The sequence below is a fragment of the Nostoc punctiforme PCC 73102 genome (assembly GCF_000020025.1).
GTDB classification, from domain to species: Bacteria; Cyanobacteriota; Cyanobacteriia; order Cyanobacteriales; family Nostocaceae; genus Nostoc; species Nostoc punctiforme.
Map to the genome: position 1 here is coordinate 3,198,751 of NC_010628.1, position 26,981 is coordinate 3,225,731.

The following is a 26,981-nucleotide window of genomic DNA, read 5'->3' on the forward strand; positions in this document are numbered from 1 at the left end:
GATGAAGTTAAGTCATCCCTCTTCCTACGAACTTCTTCCTTCATTCTTTTTCAACCCGCGTGGCGATCGCCCTTAGTAAATCCGCCAAATCAACCTGAGACATCAACTCAAGGTGGAAGGATACCCCTTCACCTTTGACACCATTGAGGGAAACTTTAGGTTGGGATAACCGGGCAATGATGTGCTGTGCCACCCTTGCGGCTTCTCTATCTGGCAATTGATCCACTACTGGAATTACGTCTTCAGCAAACTTGTACTCTCTCACTGGTTGCGGCGCATTCTCACTGGCGCAAATGGCTATTAGTTCATCTCTGGTATAACCTAAGTGCGGCGCTAGCTTCTCAAGGGTTTTAAGTTCTGGCTCTTTCACCTCACCTTTTAAAATTCGCTCAATAGCTGGAGGTGATAAACCGACTTTTTTAGCAAAAGCCCTTTTTGATAGATGCCCTCTTGCCTTCTCAATAATTTCTGCCAGTTTTTCTATGCCCTCGTAGGTGTACACAGTTTTTGCCATACACCCAGAATTACTGTTATACGTGAAACTTTACAAGATAGCATTGCAACACTATGTGTTTCATGATAAAGTGCAACATATAGTGTTTCAAAGAAGGTTTATGCGCGTTAGAAAAAAGGAAATAGATGATTTTGTTAGTGAAAAAATCATCTATTCACCCACTAATGAATATCGTCATTGCTTGCATATCTTTGCTGCAATCGGCAAAGAGTTAATTTCTATTTACGCTTTGAAGTCTTGCAAAAAACAGATTGCTGGACTTTCACCATTACATTTCAAAATTAAACAGTCTATAGGAAAAAGAGAAAATCCGGTAACTATTTATATAGATAGGGAACTAGATGAACTTTTGAAAAAGTTTGAAGGGATTCCCCGCTCTCATGTTTTAGAAAGATGTTTAATTTTGGAGGTTGATGAACGAATTTCTAAATGGAGATGTGAAACTCCACTGCAATTTATTGGTTTAATGTCGTCAGAAACGCCTTTGAAAGACCTTAAGGGCGAGGTTTCATTAGGCAATGAAAGCCCCGCACCTATTGGGCGGGGAAATAAGTACGCGCAGGTAGCGGCATGATAACACCTGCACAGCTTCTCAATTCATCAGCAACCAGATATCAACAGGCTCTTAACAACCTGCTTAAGTTTTGGCACATCAACGGGCAGTGCAAAACCTGCCCATATCGCACAAATTGCAGGGTACTGATTGAGCAGCAGATAGCTATTAAGGAGGAGGTTAAAGTCCTAATAAAAAAATAAGTTGCGAATCTCACCTCGCAACCTGAATAATTTATTCCTTTGTTTACAAACCAAATAAGAATCTAACAACTTGATATTTAGCAAGCGCTAAATACGGGATTGTTGTTACCTGATTGCATATTGGGTCTTTATTAGGTTTTTATTATCGCACAAAAACCCTTAGATTTCTAGGCTTCCAACGACATATTTGATAATGCGATTTTTTATTAAAATCGCGTGTTTACGTATATACTTACATACTTTACAAGGAGAGTATACCAGTGTCCAATATCACGATTTTATCTGGTTCTGAATTAGATAAAAAGCACCAGCTAGAGCAATCAATATTAGAGGGCATTGAAGCGGGTAAAAAAGGCTTTCAGCAAGCCGCCCAAGCTTTATTAAGAATTGATGAACTTGCACTATGGAGGGGCGAGGCAGTTTCATTTGATGCCTATCGCCAAAAATTCAAGGCGGTGCTAGAAGATTTAGATATCACAGACAGACACTTAAACAGGTTACTTGCTGCTGAGAAGTGTGTACAAATGTTAAGACCAATTGGTCTTAACATTTGTACACACAAAGAAGTCATATCCGACCGTTGACCCAACTTAAGGAGCCGCTTCAGGTACAGCAGGCTTACAAACGAGCGCTAGACATGGCTGAGAAGGAAGGGTGCAATCTCAAAGCCGAACACGTACAAAAGGCTGTAGAAGAGATAAAACCGCCCAAGGTGAGGCTTGGGAAGTCACCACGCCCCCCAATTGGGGCAACAGTGCGGATACTTCCCCACTATGCCGAAGAGGAGTTTCACGGTGCAGAAGGTGTAATTGCCCAGCATCCATCAGTCGATCGGTGCATTGTCAGATTTGGAGATGAAACCAGCAAGCTGATTCCTGACAACATGCTTGTGTGGGTAGAAGAAGTTAGGGAAGTAACCTCAACCAAACAGGAAGCTAAGGAACAAGCGATCGCCCTTGGGGTAAGAGTCGGATTACAAGCATTGCCAGATATCGAGCGTAATGAGGGAATTGCCAGCGAGAGGGAGCAGATTGAAGTGGAGGTGGCGATCGCTTCTTTCTTGCGATTGCTACCCAAGTTTTCGTACCAGCAGAAAGGTTTGGTGTATGAGCAATTGATGAAAAGTGGGTTTGCGCCAAAGAGGTCACAAGCAGCATGAAATATACCAATTTACCCCAACCAATTCCAAAACGAATATTGGGGATAGCTATTAACCGTCAACCTGGGGCGACTGGGCTTTGGGTAACGAGTAAGTACGATGTCTGGCATCTGCCAAACGGATTGATATTCAAGCTAGGCGATCCCCTAAGAGTGAGTTGGTTCAAAGAAGGTAGAGAAGCGACAAGGGAAGAAGTACTTGAATCAATCAACAGTGGCTACCCAATCCTTCTAGAAGCCGCTCAAATCGATGGTGCTGGGGCTGTTAAGAAATTGGAAGAAATGCGCGATCGGGCTTTGGAATTATTACCAGTGACGGTGACGGTATGAGAGAAAGCTGTATATCGCACAAACCCAAATCACTGCTACTGGTTATCCGTGAAGACTATTTTAGGTTAGCAAAGTGTGACAAAGTACTATCCGCTTTACTTTCAGTTTTTGAATATTGGGCCAATGGTGAAATCTCCAAAAATCCCTCTTTAGCAGAAGAATCAATAGATTTAGGGATTCGCACAATATCAGAAATTGAAAAACTGACCTTGTGGATTGCGACAGACAAACAGATCCGCACCAAGCTTAAGGAGCTTGAAGAATTAGGCTTCGTATCATCTTGTAAAGGAGTAGGCAATCACACCGCATACAGCCTTCACGTTCCCTACTTGCAGCAAGCCTTAGATGCACTTGATTGGTCTCTATCTTTATCAGAATTACGAAAACAAAACCCTTCTCGATGCACCCATACCTCCGGTTTATTAACCGAACCCCCTCCGGTTAATAAACCGCACCCCTCCGGTTTATTAACCGAACCCCCTCCGGTTAATAAACCGCACCCCTCCGGTTTATTAACCGAACCACTATATATAGAAGAATTTAAGAATTTAATTAAAGAATGTGTAAGAAGCGCTGACGCACAAAACACACACACTGACGACGAGGACGAGGTTGATTTTGCTAGTGCAACCTCTCGTAGAGAAGAAAACCAATCACCTGTAGATCCTTTTCTTGCCACCAATCCCAAAGAAGAACCTGCGCTTTTGCCCCACGTCTTACCGCTTGAATCGAATATTCCGGCGAATGAGAATAACAATCATTTTCATAAAACAGCAGATAGAGTGCGATCGCAGTGGGAGCAAACAGGGGTATTGCCAAAAATCCCAATGGAAATAGATGCATGGGCGGCGATTGATTTAGGGCAAGAGGTGATTAATGCTTACCGTTTGAGTGGCAGGATAACCACTATCAAGCGGGGTGATATTGTGCCTGAATTTGCCTTATACGTGAGCGGTCAAAACAAAGGTAAAGATGTTGATTACGGCTACGCATATATCAAAAAACTGGAATTAGATCCGCGCCAATGGGAGACTCTAGCCGCATTGGTTTTGAAGTGGCAAACATCACATCAGACGGGTAATCGCAGTATCAGCATTGTCCGTGAGGTCAAACGTAGACCGCTAATTGAGCTTAATTTGAGGTAAATCATGCTAACTCGTGAAAATTTTGAAGCCTGCATTCAGGAATTAGAAAGTTTTTATAACGGCACTATTCTTAACGGAGGAATTTTAGAATCTGTTTGGTACAAGACTTTAAAGCACTTACCTTTGGAAAAATTACAAAGTGCGATCGCGGGATGTTTTAAGAAGCATCCACGCCAGTACAATTTTTTCCCCTCAGCCGGACAGATTTTAGATTTTGCAAATTTTGTAGGGGGCGAGTATAGGGAGCCAGGGGAATCCATATTAGGGGATTTCAGCTTACCTATATTGCCTTCTGTTGAAGAAAGGCTTACGCCTGAGCAAAAGGCTGAATTAAATAAGCGCGGGAGACTCCAAGCGCGGATTATAGTGAATGCTCAAAGCTGGATGACACCAGAACAAAAAGACGCTCTTGTAGAGCAACTAAAGCTTAAAGAAACTCACGAGTTAGAGGCGATCGCTTCTACGTCTGCGCGATTACCACGTCGTCCTAAATTCAACAATCTTTCTTTGACGATTAAAAATTTAGAGCAGGAGTTGGGCATACAATGCGACTACGAAGAAGAGGAAGTCACGAGTGAGGTAAAAGCCTCAAGCTATGACACAAGAGCAATTGCTCGTCAGTGGTTGGAGGGATCTCGATGACTAAAATTGACTTCATCCTCCGGCAATCCGCAACCAACAGAGATCAACTCACAACCCTAAGCGACACCCAATTAGAAATGGCGTGGAGCATCGCTCGCTATGACGTAAAAGCGGCTTACAGGTACTGCGTGATGATGGATGCCAAAAACCAGATGAAATGCCCATCCTGTGGCAAGGAATTTGTAAATTCCTACGAACAACATGATGGAAGTATGGCTTTTGTTTGTGCGTCGTGTAGTCCAAGAAGGAAGAAGAATTCGGAATTCCCTCTGCCTTCATTGACACTAAACCCATCCGACTATCACACCGTATGCACTGGGAAACCAATTTGCATTGATGCCCAAACCGCCAAGCATCAAGCTAAGAAATGCAAAATCATCAACAAAGTTACGGGAGCTTGTGTGGTGCGAACTTTGGTTATGGTGGGCGATCGCGGGTACTGGCAATAAAAACATAAAGGTATTGTAAAAATGATTGATAGAGAAACTCTTGGTAAAACTGTTCGCCGTGCCTTGGTCAATTGGGCAAAAGAGCAAGAAAACCCTCCTACTTTTTGGAATGACTCGGATGAGTATCAAGAAGTAAACGAACATATTGGCGAAGCCGTGCAACGAGCAATATTGAGAGAGTTTGCCGACCATGTTGTTTGGTTCAGTGGTGACGACGAGCGCCATGCCATACCCTCAGAAGGGATGGTAAAACTAATCAACTACGTAGAAAAAGAACTAAACCAAAGCAACGTTAATCTTGCCAATTTGCACAGTTCAATTGTTTGGGGTATCCGTAAAGTTAAATCTGATGAACGTGATATTGCAGTCAGATTTTTAGCTTTTAAGGATGACACTTTAGCTTACTTACGAGCACTGGTTTTAATTACCGAGATGGCCAACGGCGACCAAACCCACGCTGAGAAAAGAATTCTGCTTAATCATCTAATCAAGCAATTAGAAGGGGCGATCGTTAAAATTCGCAACGTTGAAAACTATCTCCTTACCAATTATTGGGAAAGGGAGGATGTTTTTAAATCCGATTATCCGAACCGATATTGGCGAGAAAAGGTTGCTCAGTTAGAAGAAGAAATTAAAAGTTTGAAATCTGGTAAGCCGCCAAATGAATCACCATTTTAAAATTGGCTCAATCGCCTCTGGTATGGGAATGCACCTGCATGGATTGAAGCAAATTGGTGGTGTCCCTGTGTGGGCAATCGAATGTGATGAGGCGATCGCCCACTGCTACCACCAAAATCACAAAAGCGAAGTCTACATCAAAAAAGTTCAAGACGTTGCCCCATCTGATTTGGCAGATATTGATTTGTTAATAACTACCCTCAGCTGTAAAAATGCATCCATTGCCAACGCTAACCGGGGCGAATTGCCAGAAGATGCAGCAGCCGGGATAGCCACCGGTGACATCATCAAAGCCTTAAAGCCCCAGTACTTCATGCTTGAGAACGTCTGGGGATACCGCAAATTCGAGTCTTTTAAACAAATTCAAGCGGCGCTGGATGAGTGTGGCTACTATTCCCGCTTTTACAAATTCAATTGCCGTAATTGGGGTATTGCTCAAAGCCGCGATCGCCTTTATCTTTTGGCAAGCAAGGATGGTACTTTCGCTGATCCTGTACCTCCACAAATCTCAGAGGTTGGGTGGTATGAGGTGATCGCTGACTTGATTGATGAGCTACCAGAAACAACACTTGCACCTTGGCAGTTGCGTAAGTTTCCAGAGTTAGCCCGTGAAGCTAATTCTTGTTTAATCCCAGACCACTCTAATTGGACAAATTTGATTCCTCAGTCTGCCCCTTGCTCAACAGTTAGAGAAGGACACCAAACCTTTAAAGCTTTAATCAAACGTGCCGGTGGGGGAAGAGATAGCGATCGCCTTTACCAAAGTGATGAACCATCTTTCACTATCCGAGCGATGGGTAGAAAGTCTGATAATCACTCTCGCATAGCCGACGCGATCGTGGGTGACAGAATTGTTGCGGTGACTCCTCGCGCTTGTCTGCGGTTTTTTGGCGATAAAGAAACAGCAGATAATATCTGGCTTCCTCCTACCAAGTCGCTAGCGAATGAGGTAGTAGGCAATGGCGCTAGTTGGGTGATGTTCAAAAGCCTATTTGAGCATTTATCCCAGTCTGTGCCGACGTTGCTTTCCATCGAATCAAACTCCTTGAGGGATATTTCGACTTCGCTCAATACAAGTGGTGGCGAAATGGTTGAGAACTTTTTTCAGATAGGCGATCGCGTTGAACTTGTATGCGATGTTTTATTTGGTGATATAAACCTCAAAGCTAAAAACCCCAATGCCAAACTAGCCATTGCTGGAGAGTGCGCCGAAGTATGCGGCGTTCGAGGTACAAGACTTGCTCTTAGTGTTGGCGGTGAGCCATTTGATTGTCCCATTAGGTTAGTGAAAAAAAATTTAGATGTTCCTACCGCCGATACCGCAATGTTTACGTCAGAGCAGGGTATAGGGACTCAGGTAGAGAATAATTCTCATTCTGAACCTTGCCCCCCTCCACCCAAAGAATCAGATAAGTGGTATACACCACCCAATATTCAGGATTTACTCACGCAGGTACTCGGCGCAGTTGACCTTGACCCTTGCGCCGATGACGGTAAACATATCAAAGCGGCAAACCATTACACCGCATCTGATGACGGACTTGCTCAGGAGTGGTACGGACGGGTGTTTATGAACCCTCCCTATTCATGCCCTGGCAAGTGGATGGCGAAATTGCAAGCAGAGATAGAGGCTGGAAGGGTAACGGAGGCGATCGCCCTGGTTCCGGCAGCGACAGATACCAATTGGTTGCACCCGCTCCTTGACACTCAACCCATCTGCTTTTGGAAAGGCCGCATCAAATTTTTAGATACGAACTATCAACCAAAACTCTCGGCTAGGCAATCACACTGCCTGCTGTATTGGGGTACTAATGCACAGAAATTCAAACAAGTTTTTGACGAAGTTGGAACTGTGAAAAATATAAGCCAGTCTGCTCTTCTCTGCGAGACGCTGCGCGATGGGGTTTCCCCAAGTGGAAGAACTGGCGTTGAATCTGAAACTGCTTGGAATCCTGCTGATTTTGGAGAAGTACCACGCATTGCTGATGGCGATCAACTAACGATTTTTTATGACACCCATGAGCCACCAGACCCCGACAATTACCCGTCTATCGCGGCGTATGAACAGGCATGGCAGGAATGGGAGAAAAAGCTGACTAGGAGCAACGTAAAACAGGGAGTTCACGTTGTTGACCAGCTTGGATCGTTGGGGATTATCAAAGAAAACTTGGGGTTTGGGTTTGTCGTTGATTGGTTGGGTGACGCTGTTGCTTACAACTGGGAGCGAGACAGCGATCGCATTGATACTTTTAAGATCGCAAATCAAGGAAGGATGAAGGAGGAAGGAGGAAGAAGTGATGAAGTTGAATCTGAATCATCATCCCTCTTCCCGACGCTCGCAGACTCGCTACCGCTACGCTATCTCCCCTCTTCCTGCGAACTTCCCAATCAAGTTTTTAAAAACAAGGAGCAAAATACTGTGACAACTTTCCAATTTTCTGGCACACAGGCGATCGCCTCTCAAATTGCCCAATTACAAGAGCAATTGAACAAACTCACCGCCTCTTTAGAGCCATACCAAGAGTGCGAACAAAAAGCTGAGGAATTGCGCCAAGAAGTGGCGCAATTTGGGCGGGAAATGGTAGATAAGGGAATTCCCCAGAATGACATTTTAAGTTGGGCGCGATCGCTTTATAGCGCGGCTAGTGGTGTGGAGTTAGTGGAGAGTGATAGTAGTGTAATTGCTGCTCAAAATGAAATTATTAGTGAATTGAAAGCCGGAAATCATGTATTGCGTGAGCAATATAGCGAAGTCATAAGACAAAGAGATTTACTAATAAAGCAGGTTGAAGACAATGATAATGATATGGATGTGCAACTAGCGGAACAACAATTAATACCAGAAGTGGAAGCTTCAAACAAAGAACTTACCGAAGGCGTAGCAAGCTTTACTGAAGGCGATCGCGTTTGTGTAAATGCTATACACGAATTAGAACACTTACTCGAAAGACTTGGTACAGTAGTTGGAATAAAAGGTAACTCTATTGCCGTACTTTTTGACGCAACAGATAATGAAGGTCAGCACGAAATAATTACCGATAGAAGTAATTTGGTGCTACTTTTGAAAGCTACTCCAGACAATCACGCACACATTAAAGCTTCTAACTTTATAGCTACTATTCGTACCAAAGCCGGAGCAAATAACATTAATTGGCAGAATATCAGCGAACTGTGCCAAGGCAATCATCTTATTTTAAAAGAATTGCTTTTAACGACCACTACAAAAATTCAAAAAGAACTGATTCAAAAGCTACCTCAACTGATGGCTGATTACATTGCTGAAACTGGTGACATTACAGATATGCAGCTTGTTGGCGATAAATTTAAGTCTGAAGTTGAGGCGTTGTTAGAAGTAAAAAAGTCTCTGGTGTATCAAGCTGGTGATTGGGTAAAAAGTACAGAATCGGGTGAAATCTGGCAAGTACGAAATTTTGACGGTGAGTGGTTGTCGGTGAAACGAGACAACAAGATTGGCTCACTGCATAAATCAGAAGTTGAGTTGATTCAACAAGAAATCGCTGCTTGAACCAGAAGGAAGAAGGAAGAATTCTTCTCTACCTTCTTCTCTCTTCCTTCTTCCTTTGTTAAATCAAAGGGGATATTTTGTCTATTTGTCCATACTGCCAAACTCAATTTGACTTAATTGATGGCTTTGGTAATCACTGCTCTCGCCGTTGCGCGGTTCGCCACGGCAATAAAAATTTGTGGTCTGAAGAAGAGAACTTGAACACTTAAAATCAATGATTGGCTCAAGCCCAGGCAGGCATCGCCCAGATGTGGAATAGGCTTTACGAGCCAGAATACCAAGAGCGCGGCATTAATCAAATATTCATTTTTACTGCACAATTTGGGGAATTGATAATAAGATTAGAAGTTAATCCTTTTGAAGACGAACTTGCCAAAAAGTTGGTAGCACCTGAACCACAAGCTTTTCAAAATTGGCAAAAGAAAGTTGAGGAGCAATTCAAGAAATTGTACGGAATTAGCATTAAACAGTGGCAAAAGCGGTAAAATACCAGTATTTTTACCACTGCGCTTTTATGTGCATCCTGTTGTCAAACGACCATCTAAGAGAACTTACGGAGATATATCACGTACAAGACGGTACAAAGATTCCTGTGCTAATTGAATTTCTTTGGTCGCTCCGACATTTACAAGATAAGCTGGAAGACTTGCCGCCAATGGAGAATAAAACCCACTTAGTGGATCGGGCGCAAGAGATGGATTGCGCGATCGCGTCTGAAATTATAGAATCTGTTGAAAAATGCTTACAATCGATTCCCCCCTAGCCACAGATACCGCCGCACGCTACACCGCCGCCCATTTAATTGAAGTGGCAAAACAGGAAAACAACTTTGCGCCTTTAGTAACTGTGGATTTTGGGAAAGCAGAAAGCATAGTTGTTGAATACCAAGAAACAATCACTCTTCCTGAAAGCTGGGAAAGTGTAAGGGCGATCACTTCCAACGGACAAACTTACACCCCAGCAATTGATCCCGAATCGCCTCAAGCGGGGGAATTTGTCTACAATCCCTACACCAACACAGTGCAAGTTTATGGGACAGTAGGGCGGAGTCTTCAAATTTACGGTAATACCCAAACAATTAAATTCTTCCCTCCCCTGCTTCCCCCTCCCTACCCTCAACTTTTTACCAATTTGCCATTAGAGGGGGCTATTCAATTTACTCGCCAATTTGAACAACAACCATCTGCCCAATTTGAATTAGAGCTAAGGCTATCTAAAGCGCAAATACAAAGTATTTTTGCACCGGGGACAGAATTGGATTTGTACGGGTTGCCGTTGAGAATTAACAGTTTAAATATTAAAGAATTACCCCGATCGATATACCCAGATGGACGTTGTAAAATAAGCGCCTCACTGGGTTCGCGCTGGGAAAATTATCTTGATGAGCCGTGCTTCTTGCGGTCGGATGGGGGAAATAGTACATCAATCAGTGAGCCATTTCAAGACACCGAATGCACCGCGCCCACGCCATCACTAACCGATCCCAACTTCAACACGACCATACAGCAGTTGCTTGCCAAGATAGGTATTGCCTACACTGGGCCCAACCTTGCGTCTGTACCAATACCTCAAGGTACAGCAAGGGATACAGTGGTGAATCCGTTGCAGCTACTGAGCGATCGCTTGTTAGTCGCAAATTCTTTTGTGAGGTGGAGTAACGCATCTGCGGTTGAGGTGGTTCCGATTGGTAGCGGAAGGGTGTGGAATTATCAAGAATCTGATATTAAAGGAGAGGATGGAGTTGATACGAGTTTTGAGGCGATCGCCAAACTCAGCAAGCGCCGACTGACAGCAATTCCTAACTTAAATCCCCCGCCCCCCGACTTAGTGAATTTTCCAAGCGAGGTGCAGTTGCCACCAGTGCCACAACTACGGGGCGAGTTACCAACAGCGCTGGCGTTTGAATACCCAAATAGCGAACTAACTGGGGAATTTAGCGAGATTCGATCTGACCAGCAAGAGCGCACCCAAGGGCAAAAACCTAGATATACAAGAAAGCCAAGAAAAATAGAAGAACGGATCGACGGCGATAAAAATGCTCATATTCCTTTAGAGGGTGTGCAGTCCATCCAAAATATGAGCTTGATTTTTGATATTGGCGGACAAACTAAAACCCGCTCAACTACCACTACTGAGGATGGGGCGACGGTTAAAGTTGTTGACGAGATTTGGGGTTTCGTTTGCTATGCCGCTCAAATTTATGATGATAGCCGCGATCGCCTTAATGGCAATCCTAATGATTATTGGGTGTGCTTGAAGCGGACAACCACAGATTACACCTACGACGAAGATACTGGCTACTTACTTTCTACTGCAACATCTGGCTATAATACTGTACGCTTCCGCCAAGAATCAGCGGACAATCCCGAAACACTGGGGATGGATTCAGGCGATCCAGAACTCGATTTGTATAAATTTATTCAAATACCAGTTCTTGGGCGCACTAGCTACTACCTCAAATTGATGCCTGAATACAGTAGCGAGGGGTTATTTGAATTAGTAAAAGTGTGCAACAGAGACGGTACTAGTACACTTCAGCCGCTAATTAATCCAGACTACGCGCCGCCGTACTATGTGGAGTATGAGCGCACGGAATCAGTCGCGTTTGCAAGTCGCCCCAACCCAGATAATGAAGGTAGAACCGGAAGTGAAGACGACCCCCTTGCGCCTGATTTAACTGCAGGGGAAGAATCAAAATTTGAAGCTTTCACTCAAGTGACTGTTGCTACATACCAACAAAAGTTAATAGGGTTTGAGGGTGGCTACCCAACTTACGAGCGCGGGGAAGAAAATACACCCCAAAAGTTCACCAAGTACATCAAACAATTCAAGGCTCAAGGCCCCGCGATCGCCACTGCCCTAGAAGAAATCTCAATTGAAGAGGGCACTGGAGAACTGCCCACAGCCACTAGAAGTCCACCACAATTTACCAAAGAACAACCTGCTGAAAAACCTAATAAAACCGAAGAGGAGAAACAGAAATATCGGTATTTTCTGCAAACTGCGGGGTATACGGCGGCCGCCCCGATTAATGGCAGTGAAAGCTTCCCCTTAGCTAAAACTTTTGAGCAAGCGCTGACTGCTGCTCGGTGTAAATTGGCTATTGAAAATTGGAGAAATGGATTTACAGAGACGTTGCAAGTTGGGGGGAATTTGGGGATTCGAGAGGGCGATCGCTTTAACTACACTTGCAATGGTGAATTTCGCCAAAGGATAGTACTAGGAGCGCAAACTACACTCAATATTTTGGGCGCGGTTGACGGTGTGCCTAAGGTGACTTCTGTTACTTCCCTCACATTGGGGCGATGGATGTTGCCAGAGTTGACTTATAGTAAAGTGCCAGTGCCCAAGGAGCCGAAAGCGCCTAGATTTAATATCACCGTAACTGATGTGGTAAGCGCCGAACTAGGCAGTATTATTGATTGGGCGAAGATTAGAAGTAGAAGAAATCCTTAGTTATTTTTATTATGTACACCACTGCTAAAGTAGCCGAACCTTGGCGATCGCTATTCCCCAAAATCAAAGAATCTACTACCAGTATTGAAGTTACGGTGCGCGGTCAAAGTTTCACAATTGAGATTCCCAAGAGGCGATCGCAGGTCACTACCAACAGAAATTTACAATTTCGCTAGCCTGAAAATGTCTTTTTCTTTTTATCTTCATTGAAAATTGTTGGCTGCGCTAATCGCTTGACAATTGTAAATTCTTCATTTACGACATCTTTGAAATCACCAACTCTTTTAAGTTTACTGTAGGGCACAAATAAATCCTTGTTTTCCAAAGGTGGCGGCATTTCACCCACGTTCACGGGCTGGTAATTAACATCTGGGAAAACGCTTGCATTTATTGGTGAAGAGAATATTGCATCGTTTGGCGTTAAAGTGGTATTTTCTTCGCCTTCCAAAAACTCTTCTTTGATAAAGATAAAAACTTGTTGCCTGTAGGGATAATCTAATGCAATATCATAAGTACCGGGGATATCTACTTTCAAAACAATGCCGCCAACAGAACCATAAGCTGTAAATGGTTTGTCTCCACTTGGCATTGGTTTTTGCCCTGTGGCGGGGTTTGTCGGATTAATGCTTGCTGAAATATTTGCCCAAAACCCGCCACTCAAAATTAATCCCACTTGGTTGTTTTCAAAAAGCCATAACAGACCTAGATTACAGCATGGATTAACTCTTGAGCTTAAATTATTTATATCTCCTAAATCCCAAATTACAATTCCTTTGTCTCTTGAATTGGCGCTAGAATCACCATCGCTATCTTTAACTCCAGAGATTGCTAAATACTTTATAGTGCCAGATGAATTTTGATACTTTATGCAGAATGAAATTGTTTCATCGAAAAAGCCTAGTAATTGATTGCTGGATTGCACTGAATCAGTAATTGTTGGATTAATTATTATAAAAGGATTGGTTGTGGTTGACAAAGGCATCTGGATACTAATATTTGTTATTTGATTAACCCTATCTTTGCATCCAATAGAATCTACTTGACAATATCCACTAGCATAGTCATAAATAACTCCTTCCAATATTTCTTCTCTAGCAGATGCTGTTAACAGCTTTAGAGTTTTGTCCGAGCCATACCCTAGGCTATAATAAGCACCATTTAATACGCTTTCGTCAAACTGCTCTCTTGTATTCCTACCAATATCAAATGTATTTAACCTAGTTGTTTTAAATCCTAAAATTAATACTTGAGGATTTAAAAAAATCAAATCTGGAACTTCTTTTTTAATAGTGTAAACACTGTTTTTGATTTCACAAATATAATATTTATTATTTGACTCTATTGGGTAAAGAAAAGGGTTGCTATTGGGGTCAACCCCGATAGGGTAATAAACATCGATAATAATAGCTATACCTAAATCAGTAACTTTTTTGATGGGAACCGATCGCCTATATTCAATAATTCTTCTACTGCTGGTATTTTCCGTTTCATTGGCAGCACCAGTGAGATACCAATTACCTTTGTCAGTGAGAAGGGCGATCGCCTCTCCTGCTTCTAGGTTAGTTAAATAGGTTGCTCTAACATTAGCGCCGCTAACTCTCAAGCTTACCGTTTGTGCGGCAACCCCTTTGGGAACCCGAACGGTAAGCATATTGGTGATAACAAATAGCTTTTTGAGTTCTTCAAAAGTAACCATCAAAAATCTGCGCTAACGTTTTCGTAGCCAAAAAATCCACTTGGGCTACTACTGGGTGCGGGATGAGCTATCCAAGTGTCTCTTGTGCCATCCGACCCATATATTAACTTTCCACCTGAATAGAAAGTGCCACTGTAAATCCCCACAACCCAGTATTGAATTGTATTTGCCGATCCTGGGGGGAACTGGGAATTGTTACCAAGTCTGTAAATTTTAGCAGTCGCTCCCCCCGATATAATTTCAATTTCGTTACCGTATACTTGCTCTACTGGTATGCGTATTTCTATCGGGGGCGAAGAATTAGATCCACAAACCAAGATTCTTTCCCCAAAGCTCGCATTGTATGGGGTTTGTGTGGTTAGCACGGTTAAAGGAGCAGCGCCGCCGCCACTATCATTGTTATTGCTTGCACCATACCGATGCCATCTACCCACCCCGTCATTTGGGGCAACTATTGATGGTAGGCTTTCTGCTGTCGATGAGGAACTATTGTATCTATACCAACTTGAACTTCCAACGCCATCATCCAAAACCGTCAAGAAAAGGTTAGGTACACGCTTTGGAGTTGTAGAATTATTTAAAGTTTTTAAAACGGTGATGCTAGCAACTGATAGAGAATCGGTAATAAAAGCCATATTCAAATATATATAATATTGCCATCTGAACTTACTACAATATTGCCCGAACTATCTATCAATATTCTTTCAAAATTAACCCCACCACCCGTAGCTGGGGGAAAGGCAAAAGTTAAATAGGCGTGGGTAATAGTTCCAGCATTAATTACAGTGGGCGGTTCACCCTCATCTAAAATAGTAATTGCAGGGTTAACCTCAATTGTCCCCGGCTCTAATTCTCCTTCAAATTCATAAACGCATGGTGGGGATGCGTGGCTAATTGAGGTGATTTGGTTGCCATCGTAAACAAAACTGTAAGATACGCGGTAACTGGTAGATGGGAAGTTGCCAGTAATTGCAGGCGCGATCGCCCCTGTCAATGGCGCAAATAAAGAGAAATCGTCGTCAGCAAATAGTAAATCGCTGACGACACCCGCAGCCCAATTACTGATAGTAAATTGCTGTGAACTTGCGGCCACCACGCCAAACCCAGAGAAACGGCGGATTTCTAGAGTATCCTGTCTTTGTAAATAAATATTTACACTGAAGGGATTAAACAACCCTTTGTTTTTGCTGATATCATCTGCGATCACGTCTGGGTAATTAGCGCGAATCATTCCCACGCCATTTACTGTGCAAGGATAAGAAAGAATTAGAGTAGCTCCCGCAGTTATTGCGACGTAGCCACTCCAACCACCAGGAGAGCTTTCCCCCGCCAGAGTAGAAACGATCGCCCTTATTCCTTCACTACTAGTTCGCGTATAACTTGGTGATTCCGTAAAAACGTCTCCATTGCCATTAATAACTACTTTTTGTCCTGCTAAATTTGGTTGCAGATTCCCAAAAGTCCGCCGAGGTTTTTCAGGTGGGTTATAGCTGCCAATTAAGGGTATCCCTCTCAGCACATCGTAACTTAGCCCAAAATTGGGCACTACTCGATAGCGATCGCCAACATCAATAATTACTCCGCCAACTGTTTGCGTATACGACAAAAGTAACCCTACAGGGTTGTAGTCGCCCGATTGCACGCGGGTTGCTGGGAATACACCAATGATGTCTTTTACAGTGAATTCAGCAGCTGCAAAAAATGGTTTTACTGCAAGGGCGATCGCCTCTGTTGGCTGTAAGTCGTCAATTGTAATAAAAGGCGTGGTTAGTTTTGGTGTCCAAGGGAAGTCTGCACCGCAATTTGGGAAGTCCCGCCCATCACCATCTTGGGTTCTGATGCTGCCATCGGCTTTCACAAATCCGATGAACTTCACCATGAATAAGCCACTGAGCAGATCGGGACTACGCTTGTTATTGTATTCCAACTCAATTCCAAACTCTGTCCCCGCCGGAATTGCGTTTGGACTGTCATTGTAAATCCAATATTTTGCCTCCCACGCCGGGAGATACTTACTTAAAGTTTCCCCTGGATAAGGGGGAGTGGGAATTGTGGTAATTGGATTTATTGAATTGATGGGGCGATCGCTCCCCACCCCAGCACGAGTATCGCTCACGTAGGTTGATGGGCCGCCAACTCGTACCCACTGGCCAATATCAGCGGCAATTACATCTGGAGATAAAGGTAAATTTGAATTAGCGCGATACTCCACAAAAATTGAGAGGGCGGTAATAAATCGCACTTGCCCGTCAAGGCGATCCGCTCCACTAGGAAGGCTCCCTACGCTGGTCACGGAAGGAGCTAACGCAGTGTGAATACTGCGGGTCAATTCTAGGACTGCTGGCAACAGTGTTTTTACCGACTGCGGTTCAATACCAATGCCGTATTGGAATGCAGCGACGCGAGCAATTTGGACGTGAGTGGAGGGGTCGTTTGTCACCCCAGCACTGACAACAAAATAATGTACATCCCAACCATCGGGCATTTCGGGGATGGTGATGATGATTTTTTGATTGGTGGAGTAGGCGATCGCACCACTTACACTTGGCTTATTGAATCCAGCGCGGTTTTGTAGTTGGAAAGAAAAATAAATTGTTCCAGCAGTGAGACTACCGCCGTTAGTAGCGCCAACATCAAACAAGGGGCAAGTTTCACCAACTCCGGCATATTGGGCGATTAATGCCATTAAACTTGTCTCCCTAATGCAGTTTGCAATGCTTGAACTGCGCTATAAAATGCAGTAGCTTGTGTTGGTGTAATGCCAGTTCCAATGCTGTGAAAGCCGCAAATTAAATTAGAATTTCTTCCAAAAGCAGATCCCGACCAACTACCAAATATAGAAACTTCAGCAGTGGATAAAGCATTAGTAGTAAAAGCCGTATCAATTCCTACTTGATTGCCTCTATAAAATAAATACCCCAAGTTTGCAGCAGTATTAGAACCTATCAAATGTCCAGGAACTATGTTGTTTGCGTAAGCTGCTACAACTTCAGCACCAGAACCAAGAACTGACTGGACGTTATTGCCATTTCTTTCTAATCTAAAATTCCCAACACTATTACATCCAAGATATGCAGCAGGACTAGCCCCTGTTACTGCTCCTGCATTCCTAGCATATACGCTCAAATGCTGATTAAAAGAAGTAGTAAGTTGAACGCTAGGAATAAACCCAGTTTTTAAATATTTAGTTCCGCTGGTATCACCAGTCAATCCAGTGGTTTCTGAGTAATTACCAGGAGCAAAGCCCACATTTGTCAGTGAAGATTGAATGTTACCTGGGTATTTCAATTTAACTAAAGCTGCTGCTAATTCATTACCTGCATACGGCGCAATTTCTAATAAAGAATCCCAGAAATTGTTTAGTTTAGCAGTGGTAATAAAAGTATCAATAGCATTTAAGCTGGAATTTGATATACTCCCGCCTACTGCAATTATTCTATTTTTGAAGCTAGTTATATCGGAATTAAGTTTAGATGTACCTAGTTTTGAGCCAATAATTAGTGCCATCTAATTTAATGCCTCTTGCACCTCTTGTTCGTTTACGGGATAAATTTTTAGTTCTTCAGCACGCGACTGCCCAGGTATTTGAGCCTGCCAATTTGGATCGGGTTCTGTAAGCGCAAGTAAAGCTGTGAGATTATCTTTACTATTTTGAGATATAAAAGTCTTCACTATTTCAAATAGTATTGAAATATTTATTCTGTCGTTTGCATTGATGACCATTTCAATTCTGTCTAGCAACCCCGGTATTTTAAATGTTTCTAAAGCTTCTTGCGGCGTTATCCCTTGTTGGAATAAATCAACCAAAGTTAATTGTTTTGGTAATTTTTCTTGTGGTACGGGATTATTGATTAGCGGTTTTTGATTCAGCAGAGAAGCGATCGCGGGAAAATTCTGCGCTGTTACCAATTGCTCGTATTCTGATAATTCGAGTTCGTCTCTAAGGATTGTAATTTTACTCATAATGTGTAGTAATGGAATGCGTAATTAACTGAATTTGCACCGGATAAGCTAAGGACTAATGCTGTATTCGCGTCTAATCTTAGTTCTCTATTTAAAAAGTAATTAATGGCTAAACCGTCCCCCTGATTTTGACATAAAATTCTTTCTTTCGTCGTAGCACCGGATTTTAATATTATGGTTGTTGCGGTACTTGCTTCAAGTTGAATTTTTAAATAGCTAATATTTATTGATATTCCCGTTCCAGGTGCGGCAATAATCGTATTGTCTCCAACAGTGTTGATTGTCCCAGCAATTATTGTGATAGCAGGTCTATCAAAGAGTGTTGCTAGTCTTTGCAGCAGTCGCTTGAAAAGGCTAATCAGGGTTGCATTAGCAGTGTCGCTATTTGCCGGGATATCTGAAATTGTCCCAATGGCTGAAGAATCACTTGCAGCGATATCCAGTTTTCCGTTAGCCCCAACAGCGATCGCCCTTACCTTGCCATCTGCATCTACCCCGCCTATTACGTGAGTTTGTAAAGTTCCTGTAGAATCATTCCCATTTTCAAATCCCATTATCTTGCTAACCTGTATTGAATTAAAGCAATGGGCGCTCTTATGTTGGGAGCTAAAGCAGTTTTTACAAAAGTGGTATTAAATCCTGCGCCCAACTTTGAATATTTGGTATTAATTGCATTACTACTTTTACAAATATAATCGGTAGTCTCCCCTCCATTGCCAGCGGTAATATTGATTGATTGTAAATTTGACGTGGTGTTTCTAAACTGCAACGCCCAGTAATTTGCAGCGCTCAAATTACCAGACAAGACGCGAAACATTCCATGAATTTTGTATAGATAAATATCATAATCGTTGCCTTGGTTGAAAGGAATATTATCAGTTGTGGCAGAAATATCGCCAATCACGCCGCCAATTAATACTCCCTGTCCTGACCAAGCATGAATTGATTGCTGATACAGTTTTCTAGATAGCCACAAAGATCCATTCCAAAACCACTCCATTACTAAGTCGTTGTTTGCATCGACTTCATTGTGGCGATCGCCCCGATTGGGTGACAAGGGAACACCAATAGAAGTAGTTTCTTTTATAGTTATTTGAGGCGTAAAACTAATATCGGTAGGCATGCTTCAAGTCCGCAGAGGAACGATTAGGAAAGTGAGGATATCCAAAAGGTTGTGCCAGTAGCAGTTGCAGCTGCATCTTTTGTCGGGTCGTAAGCGATCGCTCCTATGGTGTCGTTTCCTGTAGTTTCCCAAGAAAGCCCTTGACCGGGTACTATATTAGCTCCTAAGACAATGCCATTTTTAGTTCCCGCATTGTAAATAAAAACTGATTTTGCCCCCGCCGCTATACTCCCTGCTGTTGTTACAGTTAAATATCCGGGCGCTCTTTGGACACCTGCGACTGTTGATTGAGCTTGATAACTAATAGCCATATTTACTCCTTAAGTCAAAGTAACTAACATGAAGATTGTGTCTGTTGCATTATAAGAAATTTCAGCTATTGTGTCGTTACCTGTTGCTTCCAAAGATACCGAATCCCCCGGCAAAAATTCGGTTTCAAGAAGCAATCCAGCAGATCCTCCAATATTGGCAACAAAAACCATTTTTGTCCCAGCAGGGATAACATTTTCGTCACTGACTTTTTTAATATCGGGTTTTCTTTGTATTCCCGAATCAACAGGTGTAATACTAACACCTTCACCAATTGATTGTATCCTTCCATTTTCGTCAACAGCGATCGCTCTAACTTTGCCTTGAGAATCTACCCCACCTATTAAGTAGGTTTGTAGAGTCCCTGTAGAGTCGTTGCCGTTTTCAAATCCCATATCTACTTAAGTCTTAAATTAACTTCAGTGAAAGTGAGCGACCAATTACTATTTATATAATTTTGGTCGTAGCCAAGAGGTGGAGTTTCATCAATAATCATTTCTCCATATCTAACTGTGGCTAATCTATTGTTGTAAATAAAGCGATCGCCTAATTCCACACTACAAAAGTCAACTACCTTGATTGGGCTGAATTGATTGTATTTACTAGACTCCGAAATCAGGATTAATTTTTGTAAAACCTCCAGAATTACTCGCTCTTTTTGAATAACTGTTGCTTTAAATCCCCGTTTAATTGTACTTGCACCATAGCCAGTACGACTAAAAGTAGTCTTCAAACCTGGGCTATCCCCTAATCTATTTGTTTCTGGTGAATAGTCGGTGAATAATTTTAAATAAACATAGTTATTTGTGTCTGTTTCTTGATAATGGGTAGGGTCAAATAAATAAAACCATTTAGATGCAATTTGCAAATCCTCAATGACTGCAACGGGAGTTAGTACTAGCAATGGAAGTCTGGCTAGTTTTCGCTGACAGTTAATTTGAGCATTGGCGATCGCTTCTAATATGGTCATGATCTTTGTATCAAAACTCCTAAATCATATAATTCTTTTCTAATATCTGTCACTGTTTGAGTAGCTGCTTTTTTGGCATCATCTCCATTAAAATTATTGACAATCGAGACTGGTACATTTGCCTCCGTTGGTGTTGATAGTTTTTGTTCTACTAAGGTATTGAGTTTATTCACTGCCTCAATAATTCCCGCTTGCCCCAAAGTATTTAAATCTTGGGAGGATAGTTTTTGTGGTAGCTTATAACCAAACTCCTGAAACCTACTTAATTGATCCTGACGGAACTTTTCAAAATCAGGGAATTGTAATTGTAAAGATGGAGTTTCAGGATTGATTCTGTTGGCGACTCGATCCGCTCTAAACTGCTGCAAAGGTTCAAGCGTACCCTCTCCAAGAAAGCGAGATTTGGTTGCTGCAACAAACGCTTCCCCTGTGCTACCAACTTCATCTCTCCCTACACCCAGCGCACGGGATAAGGAGCGATCGCGGATATCGCGCAATAACCGCCGTCCTTCCCTTGGGTTAAGAGATTGAGCAAATTCTACCTGTGCTTGGTCGCGCTGTAAAAGCGATCGCTCATTAAAACTTTGCTTTTCTAATCCCCCTAGTGTTGATTGAATTTTTCCCTGCTGGTCTAACAGTCTCCCCGCGAACTTAGTACTAATTGCTTCCTCTACCTTTGCTTGCAAATTAAGCTGTGCAGCTTCAATACTTTGGGGTGTGGCATTGGGGTCGAGTTGGGCTTTTGCAAGGTCGGATTGGGCTTGAGCAATACCAGCTTTACTTTGCGCTTGGGATACACGATTACGAATTTTCTCTTGTTCTAATTGTGCTGCTTGCTGGGCTAAATTTAAATCTAGTACCTGACCTTCTATAGTTAGTTGCCTCTCTAGAGATTGAATTTTAATAGCTGCAATTAGTTGAGCAATGTCTTTTCTTTGGCGGTCATTTTTAGATAATTCAGAGGCGATTTGCAATTCACCTGTAACAAAATCTACCCGCCCTTTGACGAAGGTTTGAGTGGCTTGTAGTACGCTTTTTTGCTGGTCGTAAGCTTTGGATACAGCTTCACTCTGTTGGATTTGAATTTGTCCCGCTAGGTTAATTCGCTGGGATGCTAATTCAATATCCTTAACCTGCTTTTCGATACCCGCTTGCACCTCACGGCGACGGGTAAGGGTTAGCTCAATTTGGGCATCAGTTTGCGCTATTCCTTGTTTTATGTTTAATTCCTTTTGGGAATTCTCAGCAATTTGAGACTGCTGAACTTTGGAGCGTTCAAGGCGATCGCCCTGTTCTTGTAACAAATCTGATTGCTGTTGCGCCCCTTGTATCTGTAGCTCAATAGCTTTGATTTCTTCAGGCGATCGCTTATCTCGATTCGCCCTAATTAACTCTAAATTTAACTCCGCCAATTGGCGTTGATTTTCAATCTTCTGAATTCGGAGTTGAATTGTTTCCCGCTCTAAATTCAACTTGTTAATTTGGGTTTGAGTTGCAAGTGATACTTGCTCTTGCTGCTGAGTTACTGCCAGATTTTTAACTTTATTCTCGGCAATTTGGGTTTCAATTGCGGCACGCTTCTCTAAGTCTCCAGTGAATTTGAGTTGGTTTTGTAGTCCTGATTCAGTCGCCTGGTTGAGTACGCCCTGTAATTGATTAGCGGAATTTAGTAACTGCGATCGCTGTTCGATATCTTTGGATTGGGAATCAACACCACTGCTTTGGCGTTGTAAGGTGAGGGTTTGCAGTTGCGTAGTATTGGCAATGATGCGCTTTTGGCGTTCTTGTTCTAAGTTGAGTAGGCGCTCGACTTCTGCGGCTTCTTGCTGTCTGAGTTGAGAACGAGCGATCGCAATTTTGTTGCTGAGTTCTACACTGGTTTGACCTGATTTATTGAAGTCTTGAACCAAGTTATTGAGGCGATCGCGGGAAGCTTTAATCTGAATTTGAGATATCTGGGTTTGGGCATCTCGCTCAGTAATTTGGCGCTCAGACTGACGCGCTTTGATTTGTTCAATCTCAATATTAAATGCCTCCTGGCGCAATCCTCGCCGCTTCTCCAGTTGGCGATTATCTTCAGCCGTTACCGTTTGCTCGATTTGCACCCTAATGGCGGCTGCTTCTCTTTCTAACTGTGCCTTACGAACTGGGAATTGAGCATACTCCTTAATCTCAATTTCCTTTTGAATTAGTGTTTCTCTTATGCCTTGGAGTTGAATTTTGGCAATTTCTTTTTCAGCGTCTTCCGTACTGATTACTCTCTGTTGCTGCTGCAACTTAACTCGTTCAGCCCCTACTTTAAGTTCTTCTGAAATCTGTTTTGAATTCGATTGAGCAATCTCTGATATTTGTCCGGTAGCTGCAAGGCGATCGCTCTGGGATAACCTAAAGCCTTCCGTGCCATCGGGTAGTTTGATTTTGTCGTCTCTAACTGCTCTTAACCGTTTTATGACCTCTGCCTCTGCTGCCCCTGTAGGTGCAAACAACGGTTTACCGTCTTGGGTTGGCCCTGCTAGTTGCTCAAATAATCCACCTTGGTAAGATTCTAAAACCTGTGATTGCAATTGTGTCGCTTCATTTCTTAGAGTAGAAATATCTTTGAGGAATGGGGTAGCTTTGCCTTGGGCATCAAGTTTAAATTGTTGCCCAAAGTTAGCTTGAGCATTGCCCAAAGCTTGCCCCAAGTTCGACGATTCGGTGATTGCTCTTTTTAGTCCGGGAAGGGTTTCGGTATAGTATTTTGTAAACTCTTCCCGCCCTGCTTTGAGTGCTTCGTTGCGTTTCTCTAGGGTTTGGCGTTCGGTTTCGAGTAGTTTAATGCGATCGTCAAAAGTTGCCTTAAGCTCAGGGTCTTTGATACCCTCGGAGACTTTCTTTTGTTCCGCAATATTTTTCTCAATTCCAGAAATTAAATTTTCATTCCTGGCTTTTTGAGCATTGAAAATTTGATTTTCCCGCTCTAAATCATCAGCAGTTAGCTTTGTCCCCTTCCTTAGTTTTTCATTGGTTTCTGAAGTTAAACCCAACGCACTACGGTACTGATTAATTTTTTCCGCAGTGGCTAGCGATTGCTCACCTACAACATCAAGGGCTATTCCAGTCTGACTGAAATTTTGGATTAACCTATCAGATTCTCTATTTTGTCCAGTTTTGGACACCGCCCCTGCCGGATCTGTAAAGACAGTTGGGTTTGTCGTGAAAGCTGCTAGAGAATTTGCGGCAAGATCAATCGAACTTCCAATTGTCCCAGGTATCCCCCCGAAAAATTCCCCAACGCGATCGCCAAATCCTTTTTCTGGCGTTCCGGTTGCACCTTGGCGAATTGCTTCTAGCTGAGATTTAAACTCCTCTAGTCCCTTAGTAGTTAATTGCCCCTGATCGCCTACTCTCGCCAAGGTTTCACGGAGTTGGTTGAATTGCCCAGTGGTTAGATCGCCGGATAATCTCAGTTGCTCAAGACGCGATTCTACCTGGGTTGCTGATGCATCGGGGACAATTTCAGCTTTGAATTGCAGTAAGCGTTTCTCCGTCCCAAACTGCTTAAATAAATCTGTATCCTGTTTGAGGACTTCCCCTAACCCTGTGGCAGCTTCATTTGCGGCTTTTCGCAAGCCAAATAAATCTTCTCTGAATATGGCGATCGCTGCTGCTCCAAGTGCAAGCAATGGGCCAAGCGGGCCAAGTGTACCCAGTAATCCTGAAATTGCATTGCCAGCTACACCAAAACCACCTTTAAGCAGATTGAGACTGCCAACTACCCCACCCTTAAGGACATTGGCGAGTAGTCCAGAACTACCAGAAAGCAAACCTTGCGCTGTTGCCAGCCCCCGTGTCAAACCTGTGTTGATAGTCTTGAGGCTGATTTCGGTCGTCAGTAATGTATTAATTGCCCCCAACGGGCCAGTGGTTCCGAATAATACGTTTCTGCCAAATATCCGCGTTTGTGCAAGTCCTCGTTCTGCAAGTTCGTCAGCAGTTAAAACTACGGTGTGTGTGGCCGTTGCTGTAGTTGCAGATGCAAGTACGGTGGCTTGAGCAGCGATCGCCCCTGTTGCTTTTGTAGCTCCCTGTTTTACATTTTCATAAGCGATCGCTACCGTCGCCCCCGCATCAATAGACTTGATATTTTCAAAACTAGAGGCTACTGCCTTCCCAACAATATCTGCCTCTTGCTTAATCCGCCCCAATCCAGATGCAAAGGGTTTACCATCAGCCCCTAATATTTGCGGTGGGGCAAAAGCCCCCACTGCTTCAGCAATCCCTAGACCAACATTTTTGGCACTTTGAGCAACTTCTCCCAAGGGGAGACGCGAAACGCGATCGGCTACTGCCTTCTTCCCTTGTTCTGCTGCACCTTTGGTATCGAGTCCGGTAAAGCCCGCAATGTTCTTGTTAAATACCTCACCCGCTTTGTTGCGAACTGCGGCGGCAGCTTTGGTGACAATATTTTGTTTCTCAAGCGCTCCCGTTGTTGCCTCTACACCAAGTCGAAACCGTTGGTCAATGCCAAATAGTTGTAATGCAACTGCTACCAGCCCTTTGCGCTGCACAATCAACTCTTTGATGACTGCCAACTCTTTCCCTAGTTGACCGGATAGCAGCAGTGAGATTGCCCTAACTTGCAAATAAGTTGATGCCAGGGTGAGCATCGTTTGAAATAGGATCGTTACCGCGCTTGCTGTGGCGCGGGTCGTAATCTGAAATACGATAAACTGTCCAACTGCTTGCTTAACTGGTTCTGGTAGTCCGCTAAAAAAGTTAGCAATTTTTTCTAATACATCAATACCAGGTTCAAATACTGGGGCAACAGAAGCGGCGATTTTAATGATTAATTCTTGGAACTTGTTGGCGATTTGTTGAAATTTGGAGATGCGATCGCCTGTAGCAATTTTAAATACTTCATCTAAACTACTAGCACTTGCACTATTGACACTTTGCAAAGTAGATGAAAGCTTTTGCCCGTCTTGAGCGAGCAGTGCCAATACTGTACGGAATGCTACCTCTTCCGGGAAAATATCTTGCAATACCTTGGCATTTCCACCGGCTGCTTTATTGAGATCGATCAGCGCTTGGGTAAAACCTTTGGCTTGAATTTCTGCTTGGTCAAAACGGATCTTTTGTCCATTGAGTGAGAGTTTATCAAGTGCCTTTTGCGCTTCTGGTGTCTTTTGAATGATAGTCCCAGCAATTCGCTGTACTCCGGTTAGTGCGGTTGCAGTATTCACCCCTTGAGTTGTTAGCACTGCTGTACTTGCGGCAAGGTCAGTTAATCCAATTCCTGCTGTTTTGGCGCTCGTCGCGGTTTGTCCAAATCCCAGTGATAACTCTTGGATTGTTGTCAAACCAGATTCAACAATACTATTTAAGATTGCGGCTGCTTTGCCGGATTCACCGGCTGATAACTGGTAGGCGTTAAGGGTTTTAGTCAGGAGTCGCAACGTTTCACCAGGATCGGCAGACGATCCACCAGCTTGCCCAATACCCACCAGCTTTAGCCCATTTGTTAAAACCTGTTGTGAGTCGGCGGCTTTGGTGAATCCTGACGATAAAACCTCGTACTGTCCGGTTAATGCATTTGTAGAGGAGACAGTATTGTTTAATTGCTTGTTTACAATATCCTGAACTTGGAAGGCGTTTTGTAACTGCTCTTGCTGGTTGGCGCGGAGAGCATTACCTGCTGCGTCAAAGTTAACGTTACTTCTAAGAATGGTTCCCGCACGGGACGCTGCTTGTTCAAATCTTCCTAAATTTTGTACTGCCGATATCGCAAAGGCATCTAATGAGGCTTCACTACCTTTAACGGCATCAGTGAGAGTGTAAAAGTCCTCAATACCCTGAGTACTAACCCCAGACGATCGCAACAAATCTAAAGTTTGCGGTATCCGAGCGTACACTGCCGCCGCATCCTGTACGCCCTTAGCAAAGGTGAGCGCCTGCCCACCAAGAAAGGTAATGTCAGACAGTGCAGAGAAAGTTTTAAGCGCCTTTGAATTGACATCAGCTAACTTTCCAATTGCGCCACCAAACTTTTGGGCATTCTCAGTACCAAGGACAAATTGACCAATTGAAGACTCTGAAGCTTTTTGTAACCCTTTGAATCCCGCAGCTAGTGCAGCAGTACCGATGGTTAACCCTGTAAAACCAAGAGAAATATTGTTGACGGTAGCGATCGCGCCGTCATCAACTGCTTTCAATCTTAGGGTGGTAGTGGTATCTGCCATAGGATAAGGCAGGAGGCAGAAGGCAGGAGGCAGAAGGTTTATCCT

Annotated in this window: 25 protein-coding genes; 13 read left to right on the top strand and 12 right to left on the bottom strand. The window is 43.3% G+C overall.

The annotated features are described in order from the left end of the window. Positions 1–40 precede the first annotated feature (40 nt). Complete coding sequence (locus NPUN_RS12890; RefSeq protein ID WP_012409114.1) at positions 41–514, bottom strand: helix-turn-helix domain-containing protein; 474 nt, start codon at positions 512–514, stop codon at positions 41–43. A gap of 55 nt (positions 515–569) precedes the next feature. On the opposite strand from NPUN_RS12890, the gene NPUN_RS12895 reads away from it, so the two are divergent. From NPUN_RS12895 to NPUN_RS41810, 13 genes are all read left to right on the top strand, one after another. After that, a complete protein-coding gene (locus tag NPUN_RS12895; RefSeq protein ID WP_148220306.1) occupies positions 570–1,088 on the top strand; it encodes a hypothetical protein in 519 nt (172 codons plus the stop codon). A 442-nt stretch (positions 1,089–1,530) separates the two neighbouring features. Then, the gene (locus NPUN_RS12905; RefSeq protein WP_012409116.1) at positions 1,531–1,854 is read left to right on the top strand and encodes a hypothetical protein; all 324 of its coding nucleotides are present in this window, start codon (positions 1,531–1,533) and stop codon (positions 1,852–1,854) included. Next, positions 1,851–2,429, top strand: a complete 579-nt coding sequence (locus NPUN_RS12910; RefSeq protein WP_041565361.1) for a hypothetical protein — start codon at positions 1,851–1,853, stop codon at positions 2,427–2,429. The genes NPUN_RS12905 and NPUN_RS12910 overlap by 4 nt, the downstream gene beginning before the upstream one ends. Next, a complete protein-coding gene (locus NPUN_RS12915; RefSeq protein WP_012409118.1) occupies positions 2,426–2,758 on the top strand; it encodes a hypothetical protein in 333 nt (110 codons plus the stop codon). Before NPUN_RS12910 ends, NPUN_RS12915 begins: the two co-directional genes overlap by 4 nt. Then, positions 2,755–3,903 carry a hypothetical protein gene (locus NPUN_RS12920; RefSeq protein ID WP_012409119.1) on the top strand — a complete coding sequence of 383 codons (1,149 nt, stop codon included), beginning with the start codon at positions 2,755–2,757 and terminating at the stop codon, positions 3,901–3,903. The genes NPUN_RS12915 and NPUN_RS12920 overlap by 4 nt, the downstream gene beginning before the upstream one ends. A 3-nt stretch (positions 3,904–3,906) precedes the next feature. Next, the gene (locus tag NPUN_RS12925; RefSeq protein WP_012409120.1) at positions 3,907–4,545 is read left to right on the top strand and encodes a hypothetical protein; all 639 of its coding nucleotides are present in this window, start codon (positions 3,907–3,909) and stop codon (positions 4,543–4,545) included. Further along, positions 4,542–4,994 (top strand): hypothetical protein, encoded by a 453-nt coding sequence (locus NPUN_RS12930; RefSeq protein WP_041565362.1) that lies wholly within the window; start codon positions 4,542–4,544, stop codon positions 4,992–4,994. The genes NPUN_RS12925 and NPUN_RS12930 overlap by 4 nt, the downstream gene beginning before the upstream one ends. A 21-nt stretch (positions 4,995–5,015) precedes the next feature. Next, positions 5,016–5,672, top strand: coding sequence for a hypothetical protein (locus NPUN_RS12935; RefSeq protein ID WP_012409121.1), 657 nt, complete (start codon positions 5,016–5,018; stop codon positions 5,670–5,672). Beyond that, on the top strand, positions 5,656–9,198 hold the full coding sequence (locus NPUN_RS42510; protein WP_012409122.1) for a DNA N-6-adenine-methyltransferase: 3,543 nt from the start codon (positions 5,656–5,658) through the stop codon (positions 9,196–9,198). The genes NPUN_RS12935 and NPUN_RS42510 overlap by 17 nt, the downstream gene beginning before the upstream one ends. 218 nt (positions 9,199–9,416) lie before the next feature. Then, positions 9,417–9,683 carry a hypothetical protein gene (locus tag NPUN_RS12945; RefSeq protein ID WP_041565363.1) on the top strand — a complete coding sequence of 89 codons (267 nt, stop codon included), beginning with the start codon at positions 9,417–9,419 and terminating at the stop codon, positions 9,681–9,683. Further along, positions 9,668–9,961 carry a hypothetical protein gene (locus NPUN_RS12950; RefSeq protein ID WP_041565364.1) on the top strand — a complete coding sequence of 98 codons (294 nt, stop codon included), beginning with the start codon at positions 9,668–9,670 and terminating at the stop codon, positions 9,959–9,961. Before NPUN_RS12945 ends, NPUN_RS12950 begins: the two co-directional genes overlap by 16 nt. Continuing rightward, positions 9,937–12,654, top strand: coding sequence for a hypothetical protein (locus NPUN_RS12955; protein WP_012409124.1), 2,718 nt, complete (start codon positions 9,937–9,939; stop codon positions 12,652–12,654). Before NPUN_RS12950 ends, NPUN_RS12955 begins: the two co-directional genes overlap by 25 nt. Positions 12,655–12,665: 11 nt before the next feature. Beyond that, the gene (locus NPUN_RS41810) at positions 12,666–12,830 is read left to right on the top strand and encodes a hypothetical protein (RefSeq protein ID WP_167315618.1); all 165 of its coding nucleotides are present in this window, start codon (positions 12,666–12,668) and stop codon (positions 12,828–12,830) included. Here the strand turns inward: NPUN_RS41810 and NPUN_RS12960 are convergent. Genes NPUN_RS12960 through NPUN_RS13010 form a run of 11 tightly spaced genes read right to left on the bottom strand, consistent with a single transcriptional unit; the run spans position 12,827 to position 26,936 of the window. Further along, positions 12,827–14,350, bottom strand: a complete 1,524-nt coding sequence (locus NPUN_RS12960; protein ID WP_012409125.1) for a hypothetical protein — start codon at positions 14,348–14,350, stop codon at positions 12,827–12,829. The genes NPUN_RS41810 and NPUN_RS12960 overlap by 4 nt on opposite strands. Further along, entirely contained in the window at positions 14,350–14,985 is a 636-nt protein-coding gene (locus NPUN_RS12965; RefSeq protein WP_012409126.1) for a hypothetical protein, read from the bottom strand. Before NPUN_RS12965 ends, NPUN_RS12960 begins: the two co-directional genes overlap by 1 nt. Positions 14,986–14,987: 2 nt before the next feature. Beyond that, positions 14,988–17,036, bottom strand: coding sequence for a hypothetical protein (locus tag NPUN_RS12970; protein ID WP_012409127.1), 2,049 nt, complete (start codon positions 17,034–17,036; stop codon positions 14,988–14,990). Next, positions 17,036–17,857: a hypothetical protein gene (locus tag NPUN_RS12975; RefSeq protein WP_012409128.1), complete on the bottom strand. Its 822-nt coding sequence runs from the start codon at positions 17,855–17,857 to the stop codon at positions 17,036–17,038. Before NPUN_RS12975 ends, NPUN_RS12970 begins: the two co-directional genes overlap by 1 nt. After that, the gene (locus NPUN_RS12980; protein ID WP_012409129.1) at positions 17,858–18,313 is read right to left on the bottom strand and encodes a hypothetical protein; all 456 of its coding nucleotides are present in this window, start codon (positions 18,311–18,313) and stop codon (positions 17,858–17,860) included. Next, positions 18,310–18,867 (bottom strand): hypothetical protein, encoded by a 558-nt coding sequence (locus tag NPUN_RS12985; protein ID WP_012409130.1) that lies wholly within the window; start codon positions 18,865–18,867, stop codon positions 18,310–18,312. The genes NPUN_RS12980 and NPUN_RS12985 overlap by 4 nt, the downstream gene beginning before the upstream one ends. Continuing rightward, positions 18,867–19,436 carry a hypothetical protein gene (locus NPUN_RS12990; protein ID WP_012409131.1) on the bottom strand — a complete coding sequence of 190 codons (570 nt, stop codon included), beginning with the start codon at positions 19,434–19,436 and terminating at the stop codon, positions 18,867–18,869. The genes NPUN_RS12985 and NPUN_RS12990 overlap by 1 nt, the downstream gene beginning before the upstream one ends. Before the next feature lie 23 nt (positions 19,437–19,459). Beyond that, the gene (locus NPUN_RS12995) at positions 19,460–19,747 is read right to left on the bottom strand and encodes a hypothetical protein (RefSeq protein WP_012409132.1); all 288 of its coding nucleotides are present in this window, start codon (positions 19,745–19,747) and stop codon (positions 19,460–19,462) included. 9 nt (positions 19,748–19,756) lie between these two features. Continuing rightward, positions 19,757–20,140, bottom strand: coding sequence for a hypothetical protein (locus NPUN_RS13000; RefSeq protein WP_012409133.1), 384 nt, complete (start codon positions 20,138–20,140; stop codon positions 19,757–19,759). A 2-nt stretch (positions 20,141–20,142) separates the two neighbouring features. Further along, positions 20,143–20,715, bottom strand: a complete 573-nt coding sequence (locus NPUN_RS13005) for a hypothetical protein (RefSeq protein WP_012409134.1) — start codon at positions 20,713–20,715, stop codon at positions 20,143–20,145. After that, a complete protein-coding gene (locus NPUN_RS13010) occupies positions 20,712–26,936 on the bottom strand; it encodes a phage tail tape measure protein (RefSeq protein WP_012409135.1) in 6,225 nt (2,074 codons plus the stop codon). The genes NPUN_RS13005 and NPUN_RS13010 overlap by 4 nt, the downstream gene beginning before the upstream one ends. Positions 26,937–26,981: the final 45 nt, after the last annotated feature.